Below are 19076 nucleotides of genomic sequence, written 5' to 3'. Positions count from 1 at the left end.
ACGATGTATGTCGCACCGCGTCCCGAATATGATGACGATCCGTGGTTTGCCGTCCGTCTGGCGTTGTTGCCGGTGATCGGCTTTGTGATGGGCATGCTGCTGCAATCCCCGATGCCGATGATCTATCCGGTGCTGCTGTTTTCGCTGCCGGCAAGCGCGCGCAAGGCATTCAACCCAGGGCGTAACTTTGGGGCGCCGGTAATGTTTTCCGGCATGCTGTGGATCATGTCCTGGGTGGTGGTGTTCTTCGGTCCGATACCGCTGACACTGATCCTCATCATCGGTCTGATCTATTTCGCAGGCTTCTACCTGATCCAGGTGACGGGCAGTGCGGTGGGCATGCTGATAATCGTGGCGGCGGCGCTGATGTCGATCATGGGGCTGGGATCTTACGATTCCATGGCCTGGCTGCGAAGTGAGATGACCAAGGCGGCCTTTATCAGCGCCATCGTTGCCCCGGTTCTGCACATGCTGATGCCGGTCAGGACGACCGAGATCCACGAGGATGTCTATGATCCCGCCGAGCCTGATGGCCGCGCCATCCGTGCCGGAATACGCGCCGTGGTGCTGCTGGCCTATACGCTGTTCCTTTATACGTTCATCGACTTTGGCAACATCATGCTGGCCGTCGCCGGGATGTTCGTCCTGGTCTTCACCACACGGGAATCGATCTGGCGCGAAACGGCGCAGCGCAGTTTTTCGGTCATTCTTGGCGGGGTGATGGCGCTGATCGTGCTGGGCGCCCTGTCGCTGGTCGGGCACCTGTTTGTGCTGCTGGGCCTGGTATTCCTGATGACGCTTTGGGCCTGCCACAAGATGCAGACCGGCAAGCTGCCCTCGATGGCCTATCAGGATGCCGCGTCGATCATGATCTCGATGGTGGGAAGCGCGCTTGCCACCTCTGATCCGACCTGGGCCTTTATGCAGCGCGCCGCGCTGACGATGGTGGCGACCGTGATTTCCGCGATGGTGGTGATCTGGCTTGACCAATTGCTGACCGGCCGCACTGCCCGGCATGTGTCTGAGGTGGCCGGCTCCGTGTGATCTCGCGTGACGGGCTGCGCTGTGCGTCCCGATCCACGCCTCATCACCAGCGTTAGCGGTTGGGGCCGCTTGCCAACCTGGCGCTACCAACTTGCCGCCTCGGGCGGTTCATACCGGAGGGACTGATGACTTCGACCGAAACACGCCGGGATCGCGCAAGGCGACCCGCATCCAAATTCAGCATCTGGCTGCTTTATGCCTTTGCACTGGTGCTGGCGCTGACGGGTGCGGCCATGCTGGTGGGCGGTGGCATCCTCGCCAGCGAGGGCGGGTCGCTTTATTACGCCACCGCCGGGGCGATGATCCTTGCCGCAGCCGTATTGCTGTTCCTGCGCAGGCGCGCCGGGGCCTGGGTCTATGGCGCGGTCCTTGCGCTGACCATTGGCTGGGGGATCTATGAAGTGGGGTTTGACGGCTGGATGCTCGCGCCGCGCGTCATCATGCTTCTGGTCATGGGGCTTTGGCTGATCCTGCCCTGGACGCAATCGCCGCTTCGCGGCGGCCTGGGCCTCGCGCAGCGCCTGCCGGGCCGTGCGGCGGGTCTTCTTGCGGGTGTGGGCGCCGCTTCGGTTCTGCTGGGGGCAAGCCTTCACTGGACCATCGCCGACCGCCCGGCCGATCCGCTGTATCAGACCGGGCCTGGCGCTTTCCCTGCCGCCAGAGGCATCCAATATGCCGGGGCCGTGGGCGAGGACTGGCCCTATTTCGGCGGCGACAACGGTGGGGGCCGTTTCTCTCCGCTGGATCAGATAACGCCTGCGAACGTGACCCAGCTTGAAAGGGTCTGGACCGGCAGCGTTCAACGCCCGGCAACCAATGCGACGCCGCTCAAGGTAGGGGATGCGCTTTACCTTTGCGCCAGCGGCAACCTGATCCTGTCGCTGGATGCCGCAACCGGCAAGGAACGCTGGAGCTATGATGCCTCGGGCGGCTATCCTGGCGTTTGCCGGGGTGTCGCCTATCACATCGCGCCCGAGCTGGCGGGCCAAGAGTGCCATGAGCGTATCCTGACCGGCAACGGCATGGCCCAGCTGATCGCGCTGGATGCGGTGACGGGCGCGCCTTGCGCAGGTTTCGGCGAAGGCGGCATCAAGGATCTGACGCGCGGCATGGCCGATTTTTTGGGCGAGACCATCCCCGGCTATTACCGCGTCACCTCGGCCCCGACCGTGGTGCGCGGCAATGTCGTTGTTGGCGGATGGGTGACGGATGGCCAATATTGGGGTGAGGTTTCGGGCGTCGTGCGTGCCTTTGACGCCATCACCGGCGAATTCGCCTGGGCCTGGGACATGGGCGACCCCGATGACCATTCGGAACCGGCAGAAGGCAAGACCTATACCACCGCCACGCCGAATTCATGGGCGCCGATGTCCGCTGATGAGGAACTGGGGCTGGTCTACTTCCCCACCGGCAATGCCACGCCCGACTTTTATGGCCCGCAGCGCCGCACGTTCGACGATGCCTACTCCACCTCGGTTATCGCGGTGAATGCCGAAACCGGGGAATATGTCTGGCATTTCCAGACCGTTCATCACGACCTTTGGGATTATGATGTCGCCTCGCAGCCGACGCTGATCGACCTGCCGGGCGAGAATGGTGCGCAGCGGCCTGCGCTGATCCAGACCACCAAGCATGGCGAGATCTATCTGTTGGACCGCCTGACCGGCGTGCCGATCTTTGCCGTGACCGAAACCCCGGTGCCGCAGGATGGCGCCGTGCCGCAGGAACGTCTGTCGCCGACGCAGCCCTTTTCCAACGGGCTGCCGTCCCTGCGTGGCGCGAAGCTGCGCGAGGCGGATATGTGGGGGATCACCCCATTCGATCAGCTTTACTGCCGGATTGGTTTTGCCCGCGCCCGCTATGAGGGCATCTTTACGCCGCCGGGCCTTGACCCCTCGATCATATTCCCCGCCACCTTTGGGGCGGCCAATTGGGGTAGTGCCTCGATTGATCCCGAACATGGCGTGATGGTGATCAACCACAACCGCTTTATCTCGTATATGGAACTGCTGACGCGGGCAAATGCCGATGCGATGGGGCTGAAGCCGCAGGGTGCATATGCCAGCGCCTCAGAGGTTGGTTCCGTGGTGCCGCAGGCGGAAACCGAATATGCGGCCTTCCCGCGGTTCTGGTTCTCACCGATCGGGATTCCCTGCCTCGCCCCGCCCTATAGCCGGCTGTCGGCGATTGATCTGAACACCGGCGATCTGTTGTGGTCCGAGCGGTTGGGAACGTCGAAAAACAGCGGGGCCTTCGGGCTGAAAATGCCGCTGGCAATCCCGATGGGCACACCGACGCATGGTGGTTCTCTGGTCACCGGGTCGGGGCTGGTTTTCATCGGCCAGACGGCGGACGACTATTTCCGCGCCTTCGATCTGCGCACCGGCAAGGTTTTGTGGCAAGAGCAGCTGGAGGGCGGGCCGTCCTCGGTTCCGGTCAGCTATACGATTGACGGGCGCCAGTATATCGCGGTCATCGCCGCCGGTCAGGGCGCCATCAGATCGACGTTCAACACCAAGATCGTGGCCTTCGCCCTGCCGGAATAGGGCCTCGGGGCGCGCGGCCCTTCTCCGGTCTGCGCTCCGTCCCGGGCGTCCGCCCTACGGCTGCTGAAAAACAGGCAGGCCTCGGTCATGAACCGGGGCCTGCCTGTGTTGAAGCTGTCTTGCTAAGGTGCCTGACATGCTGCTGGACATGGATGGCTATCGGATCGGCGCGCGACCCCGGGGACGGTTCGGTTCGGTCAGGACGCGCTGGCGAGACAGACGCGCCGGTCTGACCCGCAACGTGGACGTTTCAACCGGCCTGGAAGGGCCGCGAAAGACCCTTCGAGAGGTCTGTCAAGACGAGGCAGAGGCCCACCGCGCGGCCGACGCCGCCGTCAGGGAGATCAGGGCCGGAGAGGGCGACATGCGCCTGTTGCTGGTCGGCGACCCCATCGCGCGCGCCGAGGCACCGATCATGATCGAGGGGGTCGGTCTCGATTTGGATGGCAGGTGGATCGCCACGCGTGTTAGCCACGAATGGAACTTCGAGAGCGGCGGCGCGACGACCGAGATCCTCGCGGAGTTCGGGGCCGATGGTGACGAAGAAGCTGCGGGCTGAAGGCCAAATCGGCAGAAAAAAATTTCCGGCAAATCTGTTGTCCCGAGACTTCAAAACGGATGTCCCACTTCACCCTCCCTCCCGATCAGATCAGATCAGATCAGATCCAGTCCGGCCAAGGCTTGCCCATTGGCCGCGACTGCGCCATTATAATTGTGTTAAATAATCTTCATAATAAAGATAATGTATCCAGAAGCCGCCAGAATGCGTGAGCAGCTCCTCCATCGCCTGGGGGGCGCATTGATGTCGGTGATCCATCAGGGCGACCTTGCATTCGAGCGTGCGGCGAATGCCTGTCAGATCCATTCGACCGACTTTCGCTGTATCGGCTATCTCAAGGTGATCGGAAAACCGGCCAGTCCGGGCCGGATCCTATCCTATCTGGGCCTTTCCTCCGGGGCGGGAACGGCGCTGTTCGACCGGCTGGAAAAGGCCGGCTATATCCGGCGTGAGCGCAACCCCGAGGATCGCCGCAGCGTGCTGATCGTGCTGGACGAAATCGCTGCGGCGGAACCGCTTCGTCTTTATGCCGGGGTCAGCATGGACTACCGCGCGGTGATGTCGGGGTTTTCCGACAGCGAACTGGCCATCGTTGCACGCTATCTGGAAGAAGTCGGCAGGATCGGCACAGCCTGGGGCAGGGAAAACGTTTCGGGTGCAGCGGCATTGGCATCGGTGTCCGACTGCCTCGCGCCCGCTTGCGGCCACGCCTGCGGCGCACCGGCGGACCTTCCTCCCTATAGATCCGGTAAAGCTTCCTTGCATTCATGATCATGCCCCTGCGCTCCAGCATGATGCCAACGCGCCAATAGCCAAAGCGGCGACGCTTCGCGGCGATCTTGTGCATCTCCTCACGGATCTCCGGGTTGTCGGGTGGCCGCTCTCGCCGCACCGTCTTCGGATCGACACCGATCAGGATGCAGGTCCGGCGTTGAGAGATCGGATGATCCCTCATTGCCCGCAGCACCGCGCCCCGCCGCCCTTGCGCGAGGGTTTGGTCAGCCGGTTGTAGCCGGTGTTGCCATCGACTTGCAGGATACCGTCGAAGCCGGTGAGAAAGGTTTCGGCATTCTCGCCCGCACGACCGGGTGCGTAGAGGTAGACCACGCCGGGCGGGTCTTCGCCTTCCCAGGGGCGGTCATCGCGGACGAGCACCCAGAGATATCCGGTCTTGGTCGTCCCGCGCCCCGGGGCCAGCACCGGGGCGGTGGTGTTCTTCGGGGCTTACGCGGCGCCACTGGCGCCACGGTCCCCTGCGAATTCCATGAACGGCTTGCCGGATCGTTTCAGATGCTCGGCCAGCCGGTCCACGACGGGTTTCAGGTGGAAGGCTGCCTTACCGACCCAATCGGCCAGCACGGCGCGGTGCAGATCGAGGCCCGCCCGCGCGAGAATCTGGCTCTGGCGGTATAATGGAAGGTGATCCGCCCTCGGGGCGGTGCTCGAACCAATGGCGCCTTCAATGGCTCGCCCTGCGTTACCCCGTCGGTGCAGGTCCGACAGGCGTATTCAGGCCGCACGGTTTGTTCACGCACTGCGGCCGATCAGCCCCGACAGATGAAAACAGGGCGGGCATGGAAATCGCCGCGAACATCCGGCTGGCCCATGACGCGCTTCGTTTCCCCTGGGCGATGGGTATCAGCCTTTCGCTCGCCTTGGCCAAAAGTTCACCACGGTGGGCGGAATACAGACGCATGCCGCGCAAGCGTTTTATCGACCATTCCCGACCGGATGAAGGGGAAAACACCGCCATGGGGCGCCAGCCGGGGCTCATAATTCTATATTCCCATGCCAGAATGGAATCGTTTTGCAGTTCCAAGCTTTGACTATTCGATAATATATCAATATATAACATGTGGTTAAATACCATCGGCCACGTCGCCCGACAACTGAAAGCCCCTTGGATGAGCCTTGATTTCGACGTGCATGCGGCCCTTGTGGCCTTGCTGGGTGACCGTGTGTCCATTCATTCGGCCGATCTTGACCATCATGCCGGCCATGAAACCCATCACCTGCCCCAACCGCCCGATGCCGTGGTCTGGCCGCTGACGACCCAGGAAGTCGCGGCCATAGTCGGCATCTGCGCGGCGGCCGCTGTGCCGGTCATCGCCCATGGCCTCGGCTCATCTCTAGAGGCGCATGTCGCGGCCGTGCGGGGAGGTGTCAGCATCGACATGATGCGCATGAACCGGATGCTGCGGCTGGACGCCGACGATCTTGATTGCACGGTCGAGGCCGGCATCACGCGCGAGGATCTGAATCGCCAGTTGCGTGACACCGGCCTGTTCTTCCCGGTGGATCCGGGGGCCAACGCCACGCTGGGCGGGATGTGCGCCACCCGCGCCTCGGGCACTTCGGCGGTCCGATATGGCACCATGTCCGAGAATGTGCTGAACCTGACCGTGGTGACCCCTCAGGCCGAGATCATCCGAACCGCCCGCCGGGCGCGCAAGACATCTGCCGGCTATGATCTGACCCATCTTTACCTGGGGTCCGAGGGCACGCTTGGCATCATTACCGAAATCACCCTGCGCCTGCACGCCCGTCCCGAAGCGGTGGTTGCCGCTGTCTGTGCCTTTCCGGGTCCGGCCGAGGCCAGCCGCACCGCGATCGAGGCGATCCACTGCGGGCTTAATCCGGGCCGCATGGAATATCTGGATGCAGGCGCCATTGCGGCGGTCAATGCCTTTTCCGGGCTGAACGAGACCGTGGCCGATACGCTGTTCGTGGAACTGATCGGCGGCGAAAACGAGCTTGAACAGCAGGTCGAGACATTCCGGTCATTGGCCGAAGCCAATGGCTGCACGGGATTTCGCTGGGCCAGGGCCGAAGAGGACCGCAGCCGGCTTTGGAAAGCGCGGCACAGCGCCTATAACGCGACAGTCGCGATGCGGCCGGGCGCGCGCGGCTGGCCGACAGATGTTTGCGTGCCTCTGGGTTCGCTTGCCGAATGCATCACCCATGCCAAGGACCTGCTTGCGCGGTGCCCGGTGCCCTATGCCATCATGGGCCATGTCGGCGACGGCAATTTCCATGTGGTTTTCGCGCTGGATCCATCCAACCCCCAGGATGCCGAGGTGGTGGGGCGCATAAACGCGGCAATGGTGGAAAAGGCGCTGTCGGTGGATGGCACCTGCACCGGCGAGCATGGAGTCGGACTGGGCAAGCAAAAATACCTGAAGGCCGAACATGGGCAGGCGCTTGCCGTCATGCGGCTGATCAAGGCGGCACTTGACCCGCAAGGGCTTTTCAATCCCGGCAAGATCCTGCCCGAGGAGGAATGAGAGACCGGACCTTCAGGCCCGCTGGTCAGCGCCGCCCGGCTGGATCAGGCGCTTGTGCTTGATACGACCTATTTCCTGCCCGCGTTCCTGCCAGCCGACCCGATACCGATACGGGCGCGGGAGGAATTTGCCGCTGCTCATATCCCCGGCGCCCGGTTCTTCGACATTGATGCGGCGGCCGATTCAAGCGCCGACCTGTCGCATATGTTGCCGCCCGCGCCGGTCTTCACGCGGGCCGCGGCGGCGCCTGGCATCGACGGCGTGCGGGACACGGGCCCCCGATGGGACCCCGCCCCATCTCAGGCAAGGGCTTCTGCCTTCGACAGATGGCTTTCCAGAAAGGACAGGCTGTCCTGGCCCCAGAAAAGCTCATCCCCGACAAGATAGGAGGGCAGGCCAAACACGCCGGACCGGCGGGCGAGTTCAAGGCTTTCCGCGCGGCGTGCCGCCACGTCGCCGCCTTGCGCATATGCCTCCAGCGCATCGCTGTCGAAACCGGCGGCCTTGGCGATGCGCGCGCGCACCTCGGCCGCTCCGATATTCTCGGCGCGACCCCAGAAAGCCTGATGGAACGCCGTCGCCAGGGCCAGCCAGTCCTCTTGCCGCAGCCAGGCCGCGATCACCAGATCCTCGGCCGGGCCCACGGGGTCAAGGGCGTCACGCCCCGCGAATTCCAGGACGACGCCCCGGCGGGCCGCCCAGCGTTTCAGATCGGTCAACCAATATGCCCGGCGGGCGGGGGGACGGTTGCGCGAATAGATGCCGCCGTTTTCCTCGATCAGGCCGATGACATGAGGGACTATGCCGATGTCCCTGGCGCGTGCCAGGGTCACGAAGGCGTCAAGCCCCACATAGGCCCAGGGCGAACCCAGCCCGAAGAAATAGTCGATCTTTTGGGTCATATTCCTGCCTTTCCTTCCAGTCTGTCTCGCGCCTGATCAAACAATGCAAGCGCGCATTCCCGTGCCTCTGCCATCGGTGCGGCACTGCCATAAATGGCCCGTCGTGCCAGCGCCCCGTCGTAAAGCAGCGCCAGATGGCGCCCGATCCGATCCGCGTCGGGAAGGGCGGCGCGCCGGGCGATGCCATTCAGCACTTCGGCTACGGCGTTCTTGTGCATCCGGGCCATGTCGACGATCCGCGCGCTTTCGCCGTGCTCGGCCACCGCAAGACCAAAGGCGCAGCCCCGGAATTCCGGGTTTTCAGCCTTGATCCGCAGCCGTTCGAATATCTCGGCGATCTGATCGCGGGGATCGGGCAGTTGGACCTGCACCTCCTCCAACCCCTCCATCACCAGGGTGTGGCGGCCCTGAAGATAGGCCAGCACCAGATCCTCTTTCGACCGATAGTGGCGATAAAGCGTTGCCTTGGCGATATCGGCCTCAAGGATGATGCGGTCGATCCCGACCGCCCGGATGCCTTCGCGATAGAAAAGTCCCCCGGCTATTCCAAGAATGTGGTCTGCGACGGCGGATCTGCGGGTCTGGGCCATTATTGTTCATTTCAACTGGGATCTACCGACCGGGAATGGTCTATAGCCCTTGATTGGGCCAACAAGACAAGTCTGTCCAGCCCAATGAGGCCGGGCGCGCCACCCTGTGCCGCCAGTTCGGCCGCCAATCGCTGGGCAGCGGAGTTCCACGGGGCATCCCGGCCCAGCAGACGGGCCTGCAAGACGATTTCTCCATTCAGGAAATCCACCTCGCTGCTGGCGCCACGGGTAAAGCTTTGCCATGTCGACTGGCCTCCGGGATCATCGGGATCGCGCGAGGTGGTCCAGCCGGCCAGGCTTACCCCGCGCTCGCTCTCTGATGCGGGGTCATAGCCCGCCGCGGTCAACACCTCGGTCGCCTCGGCGGAGAGATGCCCGGCCACGGTCCGCGCCTCGTCCGGGGTGGCGCGGAACAGTTCGACCACGTTGCCGGTGTTGTAAATCAGCTTCTGCGCTTTCCAGCGGCGGATATCGGCGCGCTCCTCGACCAATGCGCCGGCGCGGACCAGATCGGCGGCAAGCCGGGTTGAAACCGTATCAATACCGCCGGGCGATGCGCCCAGCATGATGCTGGCGAAATGCGGTTCGGCCAGCACACGGACCCGGCCGGTTTCGGTGTAAATCGCCGGCACCCGCACGACGGCGGCATAAGGACGTGCAAAACGGCGGGCAACGATCCGCTCGGCCTCCAGCCCGTTTTGCAGGGTCAGGATAGGCAGATCGGCTGCAACCCCGCCGCCTGCCACCGGCAGGACGGCAAGGCGGCTGCTCAGTTCCGCGACATCCTGCACCTTGACCGCAAGGATAAGAACATCATTCGGGTTAAGGCGCAGCCCTTCAAGATCGGTCACCTTCAGCGCGATCCGGCTGGTTCCCAGACTGCGTTGATATAGCAGGCCGTGATCGCGCAGATGGGTTAGCTGGCGCCCCCTGCCGACCAGAACCGCATCGATTCCGGCTTCGGAGAATTGCGCGGCAAGGCTGGTGCCGACCGCTCCGGCACCAAGGATTACATAGGTCATCAGTCTTCCCGCGGGCAAAGGGCACTGTGAAAAATGCCTGATATCATAAGGTTCATTCCCGTGCCTGGATCAGACCGCCTTGCGCTGCGCGGGAGGCTGGACCCCGGATGCGAGCGAAGCCCCGGCAATGCTGGCCCTGTAGCCGGCAAAGGCGCTGCGCCCCAGGATGGCCAGCACGGAATCCTCTTGCGGAGCATGGACCAGCACCGCCTGAATGTCACGGAAATGCCGTTCCAGGCCCAGTTCGGCACCCAGACCGGGGTTGCCCAGGGTTCGGACGGCCAGGCCCACCGCCTCTTGCAACTGTCGCCCGACGATCAGGCGGGTCCGCATCAGATGCAGTGCATCCTGCCGATGATGGGCCAGCGCATCGAACAGGAACCCGCGGGCCGAGCCGACCAGCAGGTCGATTTCGCCGGCAACCGCGATGATCCGGTCGGTTTCCGCGATCGGGCGGCCCAGATTGGCGGGCACACGGTCATGGGCGAAACGGGCGAAGGCGCGGGCCGCTTCCTCTCCGACGCCCAGATAGATCGAGGTCAGGCCAAGCGTCAGAACCGCATGGCCCAGATTGTCCTGCTGGCCCTTTCCGGCATCGACCAGATCCAGCACATGTTCAAGCGGCACCACGACGTTATCATACCGGACATCATGGGATGAGGTCGCACGCATGCCAAGGCTGTCCCAGTTCTTGACGATGGCAATGCCGGGCGCCTCGGCCGGGACGATGAAGGTTCCGACCCGAGCGGGGGTTTCATCGGTGCTTGCCCAGACAAGATGATGCGTCAGCCCCTCGGACCCGGTGACGAACCGTTTGGTCCCGCTGATCACCCAGCCGGTGGCGGTGCGCCGGGCCACTGTCTGCGGCAGGCCGCCACGGGCGGGCGACCCCAGATCCGGTTCCACCCGTGCGGCATTCAGCAGGATCGGGCGGTCGCGCCCCTCGGCCACGATGCTGCGATAGACAGTCTCGGGCCAATGGCCGCGTTCCGCCTGCGCCAGATGATTGGCAAGGTTCATCGTGGCGATCAGCGCAACCGAGGGGTCCGCCGCGCCGACCTGGCTGATGATCTGCACCAGCGTATCAAGATTGCCGCCCCGGCCGCCATAGCGTTTCGCCACGGTGGCCTGCAAAAGCCCGGCATCATGCAGTGCCTGTATGCCCTCGGCAGGGAAGCTGCCGCGCCGGTCGGCCACTTTGCCAGCCGCCGCGATCCGGGCCAGTGTTTCGGCCGGGATGATCACGGCGGTCTGGGGTTCGGTTTCGATGGTCAAGGGCGTCTCTTTTCTGTCAGCGCGGGGAAAGGGCCGGGGCGCTGCGGCGGCAGGCATCCCCGGCATGATGAAAGGCACGCGGCCTTAGACGGCTTCCGCTATCGGGGCCTGCGCCGCCTCGCGTTCGGCCAGACCCTGCCGGACAAGCGGCAGGACATAACGACCATAATCCACCACATCGTTATAATTGTCATAGCCCCGGATCGAGATCAGATCGGCCCCAAGATCGACATAATCGAGAAGCGAGGCGGCAATCGTCTCGGGCGAGCCGACCAGCGCGGTCGAGGCGCCGCCGGCATTGGTCGCGGTGACGGTCGGATACCACAGGGCGCGATCCTGCACATCGCCGCGCTTGGCGATTTCCAGCAGCCGCTGCGAGCCGACATTCTGCGGGGGCGCGGCATTGACCGCATTGCGGGCAAGCCCCTTGTCGCGCGAGGCTGTCAGCAGATCCAGCGTGCGATGGGCCTTTTCCCAAGCCAATTCGTCCGTCTGGGCCATGATCGGGCGGAAGGTGACCCAGATGCGGGGACGGTCGGTGCGGCCGGCCGCCGCCGCCGCCGCATTCACCCTGTCGATTTGCTCGCGGGTTTCTTTCAGAGGCTCACCCCAAAGGCCGAAAATATCGGCCAGTTCTCCACCGATGCGATAGGCGTCCTCGGACGACCCGCCGACGGAAACCGGGATCGGCTTGGCCGGCACGACCTTGCTGGAAAAGCCATTGAACTTGTAGTATTTTCCATCGTGATCGAAGGGTTCGGTCGATTCCCATGTGCGGCGCAGGATGCGAATATATTCCGCCTGGCGCTCGTAACGTTCTTCCTTGTTCAGGAAATCCCCCTCGCGTGCCTGTTCGGCCGGGTCGCCGCCCGCGATCAGGTGGACGACGACGCGCCCGCCGCCCAGTTGCGACAGTGTCGCCAACGCCTTGGCCGCGACCGTCGGGTAAACCGTGTTCGGCCGCAGGGCGATGATGACGCTGATGTTTTTCGTCACTGCAAGGATGGTCGCCGCAATGGTGAAATTGTCGAACGAGGAGGAATGATAGGGGATCAGCGTATAGTTGAACCCGTAATCATCAAGGGTGCGCGCGTAACGGACCAGATAGTCAGGATCGACCGGCGCCGCAGGGATCGGCGCGATATCCGTCGAAGCGTTCGGGAAGGTGATAGAGATGAATTCGGCGGTCATTGGGGATCTCTCTGCAAGCTTCTGTTACTGACAGACTATCATTCGCTCACTTTTGATAGAATGACCTGTCTCTCCATTTTTTGGTCCGGGATGAGAATTGCCATCCCTATTTGGCCGGATCGAGGGAGGAAGATTTTTCTGGCCCGGTTTCGCCGGCCTGGCCCGAGCGGTGATCCGCCGCCATGGTCGGGGGCCAGGGCGATGCCCCCGGCATGGGGGCGGTCAGGTCGCCTTTGCCCAGCCAAGCGCCGGGGCAACCGTTTCGGCCAGATCGGTCAGCAGCCGGACGTTCTGCGCAAGATCGAAGCCGGGGGGCAGGAACAGCACCAGCTCATCCGCGCCGGCAAGGCCGGGATCGGCCAACACCGCCGCCGTCACCTGATCGGGGGTTCCGTGGAGCACCGGCGAAATCTGGCTGCCCTCGGGCGCATTGGTGCGGGCTGTCGGCTCCAGCGCGCCTTTGGGGCGCGAGGCGGCGATCCCCTGCGTGCGGCGTTCCAGATCATAGGCCGCGTAGGTGTCGCGCAACTCTGCCGTGGTCGCCGGCAGGATCGAGGCGGCGACGGCAACCGGCGGCGCCTCGGCCCCGTGAAGGCGGCGCCATGTGTCGCGATAGGTCGCGATGATGCGGGCCTGATGGTCGCTGAAACTCTCGCCCGGTTCCTGCCCGTGCTGGACGGTGCCGGTGATCAGGGCCAGTCCCAGTTCCGCCGCCTGAATGGCGGAACCGACGCTGGACACCCCTTGCCGGATCCGCCGGGCAAGGCCGGGGCTGTGCGGCGTGACGCGCAACTCTGTCCCTTCCGGCGCACCTTGCCCCAGACCGTCGACGCGATGCAGCGCCTCGCCCCGGATCGCCGTCAGGAACCGCGCCTGACGGCGCTTCGCCTCGGTCCGGGCATCGGTGCCGACGGTGCCGAATACCGCGTCGAATGCCGCGTTCGCCCCGGTCGAGATGGCAAGCTCAAGCCGGCCGCCGATCAGCAGATCGGTGACGCCCGCCGCTTCGGCCAGCAGGATCGGTTCCTGATAACGCATCGGGATTACCGCCGATCCCAGGGTGATCCTGTCGGTCACCTGTCCCACGGCGGCAAGGAATGGCAGGGGTGAGGACAGGTAATTGTCGAAATGCCGCTGATAGGACCAGCCGGACTGATAGCCAAGCCGTTCCGCCGCCTTGAAAAGGGCGATGCCGTCGCGCAGACCGCGTGCCGGCCCGTCGACATCATTGAAGGACACCCTTGTATTGAAACCAAGCCGGTGCTTGGGCCGGAACCCTTGCGTGTCGGCGGGTATGGGCCTGATATGGGTCATGCCGTCATCTCCGTGGCAAGGGTTGGGGTGGGGACGGCCCCGGCTGCGGCGATTCCCCTGGGGATCGCGTCCAGAAGGTTGCGGGTATAGGCGTCGCTCGGGCGGTCGAAGATGTCCTCGACACGCCCATGTTCGACGATCCGGCCCCGGTGCATGACCGAAACCGAATGGGCAAGCTGCCGCACCAATGCAAGATCGTGCGAGACGAACACATAGGTCAGGCCAAGCCGGGCCTGCAAATCCAGCAGGACGCCGATGATATCGGCCTGCACGCTGACATCCAGCGCCGATGTCGGCTCGTCCAGCACGATCACATCGGGCCTGAGGACCAGCGCGCGGGCGATAGCGACGCGCTGCCTTTGCCCGCCCGACAGCGCGGCAGGCCGTTGCGACAGCAGATGATCGTCCAACCCGACATTCGCCAAAGCCTCGCGCACACGGTCGTGGCGGCTTTTCGGGGTGCCGACGCGGAAACGGTCCAGCGGTTCGCGGATCAGCCTCTCCACGTTCCAGGTCGGGTCCAGCGAGGTGAAGGGATTCTGATAGACCAGTTGCAGATGCCGCCATGCCTGGCGCAGCGCGGCGGGATTGCGGCCCGAAACCTGGGTATCCGCGACAGAGATCGTGCCGGTATCGGGCTGCTCCAGCCCCATCAGCAACCGGATCGTCGTGGTTTTGCCCGACCCGGATTCGCCTACCAGCGCATGGGTGGTCCCGGCGGGGATGCTGAACGATACGTTGTTCACGGCCGTCAGGTTGCGGCCGTCTACGGTAAAGGTCTTGGATACGCCAGCCACCTCGATCTTCGGCAGGCTATCGCCCAGCCGGCTGAATCCCGGATCGCGCAGCCCGGCATAACGGTCGGGGTTCAGCGCCGGCACATCCGCGTGCAGCTTGCGGGCATAGGCCGATGCCGGGGCGGCAAAGACCTGCCGCGTATCTCCGGCCTCTTGCACATGTCCGCCTTTCAGCACCAGCAGCGCGTCACTGCGTTCGGCCGCGATGGCAAGGTCGTGGGTGATGAGCAGCAGGCTGATATCCAGATCCTGTTGCAGCTTCGATAACAGATCAAGAATGCGTTTCTGGATCGTCACATCCAGCGCCGATGTCGGCTCGTCCGCGACCAGAAGCGCCGGGCGGGGCAGGACGGCCAGGCCGATCAGCACCCGTTGCAGCATCCCGCCCGAAAGCTGGTGAGGATAGCTGTCATAGACCCGCTGCGGGTTGTCCAGCCCGACCTGCGCGAAGGTTTCCAGGATCAGCGCCTTGCGCAGCTTCGGGTCGCGTTCGTCGGTCAGCGCCGCCGCCTCTTCGGCCTGGGCGCCGATGGTCCGCACCGGATTCAGCGAATTGCCCGGATCCTGCGGGACGAAGCCGATGACGCGCCCACGCAACGGGCGGAAGCGCCGTTCGGGCAGGCCGAGGATCTCTTGCCCCTGAAACAGCACCCGGCCGGTGGTCCGTCCCGGCACGGGAAGCAGCCGCAGCACGGCGCGGGCGATGGTGGATTTGCCGGAACCGGATTCCCCGATCAAGGCAAGGCTTTTGCCGCGCTCGATCGTGAATCCGACATCGCGCACCACTTGGTCCCGGTCATAGGACACCGACAGGCCCTCGACCTGCAAAAGGGGCTGGGTCAGTCTGTCTTGCGAAGCCATCTGCTGATCCTGTTGAGCGAGAGAACGGTGGCGATGATGACAAGTGCGGGGGCATAGACCAGCCAGGGCCAGCGCGGATAATCCTTGCCGATCGAAATCAGCAGCCCCCAGTCAGACGCCGGCGGCGGGTCGCCATAGCCAAGGAAGGCCAGGCTGGCGATCACCACGATGGCCAGACCGAACCGAAGCACCGCCATCGGCAGCACCGACCGCGAGGCATTGGGCAGGACATGGCGGGTCAGGATGTGCCATCGCGATCCGCCCGACAGGAACGACGCCTCGACAAAAGTCGCGGAACGCGCCTTGATGACCTCGGACCGCATCACTCGGGCAAAGATCGCCACCGAGGAAATCCCGGTCGCAATCGCGGCATTGACGGTGCTGAACCCCAGCGAGGACACGATGATGACCGCAAGCAGGAAGTTCGGGATCGCCAGCAGCACATCGACGATCCGGGCCAGCACGATATCGACCCAGCCGCCGAAAAACCCGGCCAGAAGCCCGGTCAGCCCGCCAATGACCAGCCCGATGACAACGGCGATCAGCGCGCTTGAAACCGACGATCTGGCGCCGTGGACCACCCGCGCCAGCAGGTCGCGGCCCAGATGATCGGTGCCGAACCAATGGCCCGCGCTTGGCCCCTGCAACCTGTCCGCCGGCACTCCGACGGTCGGGTCGAAGCCGCTGAACAGTCCCGGTGCCAGTGACCAGCCGATGACGACGGCAAGGACCAGCAACGACAGGCCGACACTCAGCGGCAGCTTTGGCCTGACCTGGGATCGGGACAGGGCGAACCGGCTGCGGAAACCCTGGAATGAGGCGGTCATGCGTTCACCGTGGTGGAAAGGGTGGTCTTGGCGGCCTCGTCTGGGATCGTCGCGATCCGCGACGCCGCCCTGACCAGCCTGACGCGGGGATCCAGCAGCGGATAGACAAGGTCGGCGATCAGATTGACCATGACGAACACCACCGCAGCCAGCGCCACCACCGCTTGCAGAACCGGCAGATCCTGCGACACGACGGATCGCTGGACCAGACTGCCCACGCCGGTGCGGCCGAACACGGCCTCGGTGATCAGCGTCCCGCTCAGCACTTCGCCAACCGTCAGCGCAATCACCGTCACGACAGGCAGAGAGGAAGGTTTCAGCAGATGGCCAAAGAACAGCCTTGTCGGATGCAGCCCGCGCGCCCGCGCCACGGCGGCGTATTCCTGCCGCGCCTCGTGATCCAGATTGGACACCAGAACCTCGGCGATCTGGGCGGATATGGGGATGCCAAGCGCGACAGCGGCAAAGAAGGTGGCCCAGCCGCTGTTCGGGGCGATGACCGTGAACAGGCCCAACTGAAATCCGAAGATATGGATCAGGACCAGGCCGATCACGAAACTCGGCACCGAAAGCGACAGGGACGGAACGGCGCGCAAAAGGCCCTGCCCATAGCGGCGCGGCAGGAAGCGGCTGCCATAGGCGATGGCCAGCGCCAGCACCAGCGCCAGGGCAAGCGCCGATACCGCCAGCACCAATGTCGAGGGCAGCACCTCGGCCAGCAGCGTCGTCACCGGCCGGCTCGACCGCAGGGACAGGCCAAGATCGCCGGTGACGAAATTCGACAGCGCATTCCAAAGCTGGATATGGATGGGCTTGTCCAATCCCTGCGCGGCGATGATCGTGTCGATTTCAGCTTGCGAAAACCCGTTCTGGGGATCGCGCAGGATATTGGTGACCGGATCGCCGGGCAGGATGCTGACCACGACGAAGGTAAAGACATAGGCCAGAAGGACGACCACGACCGACTGGGCCAGGCGCTTTACCGCGTAGTTCAAATAGGCGCTTTTCATGCCTTTACTCTCTGCTGTGGGGCGACCGGATCAGGCGCCCTTGGTCGCGGTGTAGTAGCTGGCATAGGCGATGCCGTTATAGGCGACGTTTCGCACCTCGGGCGACTGCACATAGATGCGCTGGACGATCTGGGTGCGAGGGATGAAATAGCCCTGCTCAAGGACATAGGCCTGCAACTCGTCCAGCAGCGGATCGCGCACCTCGAACGACGCCGCGCTGGCGATCTGGTCGCGCAGGGCGTTGATCCTCGGGTCGCTTTCGCCCAGGTTGAACCAGTTCTCGCCGCGATTGGCGTTGGTCAGGATACTGGCCACGGTGCCCGCGTCGATGAAACTGCGCGTCACCTCATAGGTGGGCACGCCTTCGCGGGCGAATTGCACCCGTTCGCCGAAAGTCACCACGTCATAGGCGCGGATGACCACCCGCCAGCCGATCCGGCCCAATTGCTGGGCGATCAGCTCGTCCACCGATTTGGCCGTGGCCAGATAGGGGTTGGAATGCAGGATCAGTTCCAGCGCCACGCCATCCTTCGCACGAAAACCGTCCGCGCCCTTGACCCAGCCCGCTTCGTCCAGCAGGGCCTCGGCGCGGGCCGGGTCATAGACCAGAAGATCGCCGTGATCGGTGGCGCCGGGAACGTTGCTTTGGATGAAGGAACGGGCAAGCTGCCAGTCCGGCGTATAAACGGTGTCGATGATCTCTTGCCGGTCGATGCCGACCTGCAACGCCTGACGCACCTTCACGTCGTTGAACGGTGCTTCTTGCGTATTGATCGCCCAGCCGTTGACAAAGCCCAGATAGCGCGGCGTCGCGGTGACGAAGCCATCGGCCTGCAACAAGGTAAGCTCCTGGGGCGAGGCATTATAGGCCACGTCGGCCTGACCTGCCTGCACGGCGGCCACGCGCAGCGATTGTTCGCCAACCAGCTTATAGGTGATCGAATCCAGAAATGCCGGCCCGGTATGGCCGACCGCCGCCGGCCCCCAGTTGTAGTCGGGGCGGCGGACCAGTTTGACGAAATCGCCCTCTTTCCAGCTATCGACGACAAAGGGCCCGCTGGCGACGGTTTTGGACAGGTTGGCCTGATCGCTGGCGGGCGCGGCCAGCGTGGCGGGCGAGATCAGGATAGAGCCGTGATAGCCCAGCGTCGGAATGAAGCCCAGCGTCGGCGCCTTGAAGACGACCTTCACCGTCAACGCGTCCGGTGCCTCGGCGTGATCATAGGTCTTGGGGAAAAGCCCGATGGGATTGATGCCCTCGTCGGGGCGGCCCGCATACCAGATGTCAAGATTGGCGACCACCGCGGCCGCATCGACCGGCGAGCCGTCCGAAAATGTCACCCCCGCCTTGAGCTTCAGGGTGAATTCGGTCGCGGATTCGTTTTGCTCCCAGCTTTCGGCGATCCAGGGGCTGGCCGCGCCTTCGGGATCGACATAGATCAGCTTGTCGGTCACATGCCCCCAGATATGGCCCTGGAAGCTGGAAATCGAGCCGTTGTTCGGGATCCAGGTCGGCCCGAGGGAGTCGATCAGAAAGACAAGATCGCCACCGGCGGCGCCTTGCGCGAAAAGCTTGTTTCCGACCAGCGAAGCGGCGGTCAAAGCCGCGGACCCGACCAGCAGTTGGCGGCGCGACAGGTTGGGAGTGGGATAGGGGGTGACCATCTGGTTCATTCCTGTGAAAGTGTTCTGTTCGTCCCGGCGGCGGCGATGTCGCACAGCGGCAGCGGGAAATCCGGTTGCAGCCGTCAGGCTGGGTTGGGGTATGCGCGGTCCATGGCCCGACAGCTTTGGTCAAGGCAGCGACAGGGCATGGATTTTTCGATGGTATACGGGCCTCTGTCCGACATCCGG

Annotated in this window: 16 protein-coding genes and 2 pseudogenes; 6 read left to right on the top strand and 12 right to left on the bottom strand. The window is 64.0% G+C overall.

The window, feature by feature from the left end; translation table 11 throughout:
* Positions 1-3 precede the first annotated feature (3 nt).
* The 4 genes from QM682_RS05000 (at position 4) to QM682_RS04985 (ending at position 4920) form a co-directional block, all read left to right on the top strand.
* Positions 4-1044, top strand: a complete 1041-nt coding sequence (locus tag QM682_RS05000) for a hypothetical protein (protein ID WP_415127713.1) — start codon at positions 4-6, stop codon at positions 1042-1044.
* A 125-nt stretch (positions 1045-1169) separates the two neighbouring features.
* Complete coding sequence (locus QM682_RS04995; RefSeq protein ID WP_415127711.1) at positions 1170-3590, top strand: membrane-bound PQQ-dependent dehydrogenase, glucose/quinate/shikimate family; 2421 nt, start codon at positions 1170-1172, stop codon at positions 3588-3590.
* 136 nt (positions 3591-3726) lie between these two features.
* Positions 3727-4149 (top strand): hypothetical protein, encoded by a 423-nt coding sequence (locus tag QM682_RS04990; protein ID WP_415127709.1) that lies wholly within the window; start codon positions 3727-3729, stop codon positions 4147-4149.
* A gap of 204 nt (positions 4150-4353) precedes the next feature.
* Positions 4354-4920, top strand: coding sequence for a MarR family winged helix-turn-helix transcriptional regulator (locus QM682_RS04985; protein WP_415127707.1), 567 nt, complete (start codon positions 4354-4356; stop codon positions 4918-4920).
* Here the strand turns inward: QM682_RS04985 and QM682_RS04980 are convergent.
* Together QM682_RS04980 and QM682_RS04975 are read right to left on the bottom strand one after the other, a co-directional pair.
* Positions 4802-5128, bottom strand: a pseudogene (locus QM682_RS04980) (IS3 family transposase); the annotation flags it as partial. The gene QM682_RS04985 and the pseudogene QM682_RS04980 sit on opposite strands and share 119 nt — an antisense overlap.
* Positions 5122-5672 (bottom strand): annotated as a pseudogene (locus QM682_RS04975) (IS66 family transposase); the annotation flags it as partial. The pseudogenes QM682_RS04980 and QM682_RS04975, both read right to left, overlap by 7 nt.
* Before the next feature lie 51 nt (positions 5673-5723).
* Between QM682_RS04975 and QM682_RS04970 the strand changes: the two are divergent.
* Both QM682_RS04970 and QM682_RS04965 read left to right on the top strand, forming a co-directional pair.
* Positions 5724-5975, top strand: a complete 252-nt coding sequence (locus tag QM682_RS04970) for a hypothetical protein (protein ID WP_415127705.1) — start codon at positions 5724-5726, stop codon at positions 5973-5975.
* A 78-nt stretch (positions 5976-6053) separates the two neighbouring features.
* Positions 6054-7433, top strand: a complete 1380-nt coding sequence (locus QM682_RS04965) for an FAD-binding oxidoreductase (RefSeq protein WP_415127703.1) — start codon at positions 6054-6056, stop codon at positions 7431-7433.
* A gap of 299 nt (positions 7434-7732) precedes the next feature.
* On the opposite strand, the gene QM682_RS04960 is transcribed toward QM682_RS04965, so the two are convergent.
* The 10 genes from QM682_RS04960 to QM682_RS04915 all read right to left on the bottom strand — a co-directional run bounded on the left by QM682_RS04960 (position 7733) and on the right by QM682_RS04915 (position 18887).
* On the bottom strand, positions 7733-8335 hold the full coding sequence (locus QM682_RS04960) for a 2-hydroxychromene-2-carboxylate isomerase (RefSeq protein WP_415127701.1): 603 nt from the start codon (positions 8333-8335) through the stop codon (positions 7733-7735).
* Positions 8332-8925: a TetR/AcrR family transcriptional regulator gene (locus QM682_RS04955; RefSeq protein WP_415127699.1), complete on the bottom strand. Its 594-nt coding sequence runs from the start codon at positions 8923-8925 to the stop codon at positions 8332-8334. Before QM682_RS04955 ends, QM682_RS04960 begins: the two co-directional genes overlap by 4 nt.
* Positions 8926-8936: 11 nt before the next feature.
* On the bottom strand, positions 8937-9947 hold the full coding sequence (locus tag QM682_RS04950; protein ID WP_415127697.1) for a ketopantoate reductase family protein: 1011 nt from the start codon (positions 9945-9947) through the stop codon (positions 8937-8939).
* Positions 9948-10016: 69 nt separating this feature from the next.
* Complete coding sequence (locus QM682_RS04945) at positions 10017-11222, bottom strand: acyl-CoA dehydrogenase family protein (RefSeq protein WP_415127695.1); 1206 nt, start codon at positions 11220-11222, stop codon at positions 10017-10019.
* An 84-nt stretch (positions 11223-11306) separates the two neighbouring features.
* A complete protein-coding gene (locus QM682_RS04940) occupies positions 11307-12413 on the bottom strand; it encodes an LLM class flavin-dependent oxidoreductase (RefSeq protein ID WP_415127693.1) in 1107 nt (368 codons plus the stop codon).
* A gap of 222 nt (positions 12414-12635) precedes the next feature.
* A complete protein-coding gene (locus tag QM682_RS04935) occupies positions 12636-13727 on the bottom strand; it encodes an LLM class flavin-dependent oxidoreductase (RefSeq protein WP_415127691.1) in 1092 nt (363 codons plus the stop codon).
* Positions 13724-15385 carry a dipeptide ABC transporter ATP-binding protein gene (locus QM682_RS04930; protein WP_415127689.1) on the bottom strand — a complete coding sequence of 554 codons (1662 nt, stop codon included), beginning with the start codon at positions 15383-15385 and terminating at the stop codon, positions 13724-13726. Before QM682_RS04930 ends, QM682_RS04935 begins: the two co-directional genes overlap by 4 nt.
* Positions 15364-16212, bottom strand: coding sequence for an ABC transporter permease (locus tag QM682_RS04925; RefSeq protein ID WP_415127687.1), 849 nt, complete (start codon positions 16210-16212; stop codon positions 15364-15366). Before QM682_RS04925 ends, QM682_RS04930 begins: the two co-directional genes overlap by 22 nt.
* Positions 16209-17222 (bottom strand): ABC transporter permease, encoded by a 1014-nt coding sequence (locus tag QM682_RS04920; RefSeq protein WP_415127685.1) that lies wholly within the window; start codon positions 17220-17222, stop codon positions 16209-16211. The genes QM682_RS04925 and QM682_RS04920 overlap by 4 nt, the downstream gene beginning before the upstream one ends.
* 30 nt (positions 17223-17252) lie before the next feature.
* Positions 17253-18887 carry an ABC transporter substrate-binding protein gene (locus QM682_RS04915; RefSeq protein WP_415127683.1) on the bottom strand — a complete coding sequence of 545 codons (1635 nt, stop codon included), beginning with the start codon at positions 18885-18887 and terminating at the stop codon, positions 17253-17255.
* Between the last annotated feature and the right edge of the window lie 189 nt (positions 18888-19076).

Origin of the sequence: Paracoccus sp. (in: a-proteobacteria), from assembly GCF_047605025.1 — a bacterium.
GTDB lineage: Bacteria > Pseudomonadota > Alphaproteobacteria > Rhodobacterales > Rhodobacteraceae > Paracoccus.
Note: the sequence above shows the minus strand (reverse complement) of the source record. Positions and strands in the feature narration are given on the sequence as shown.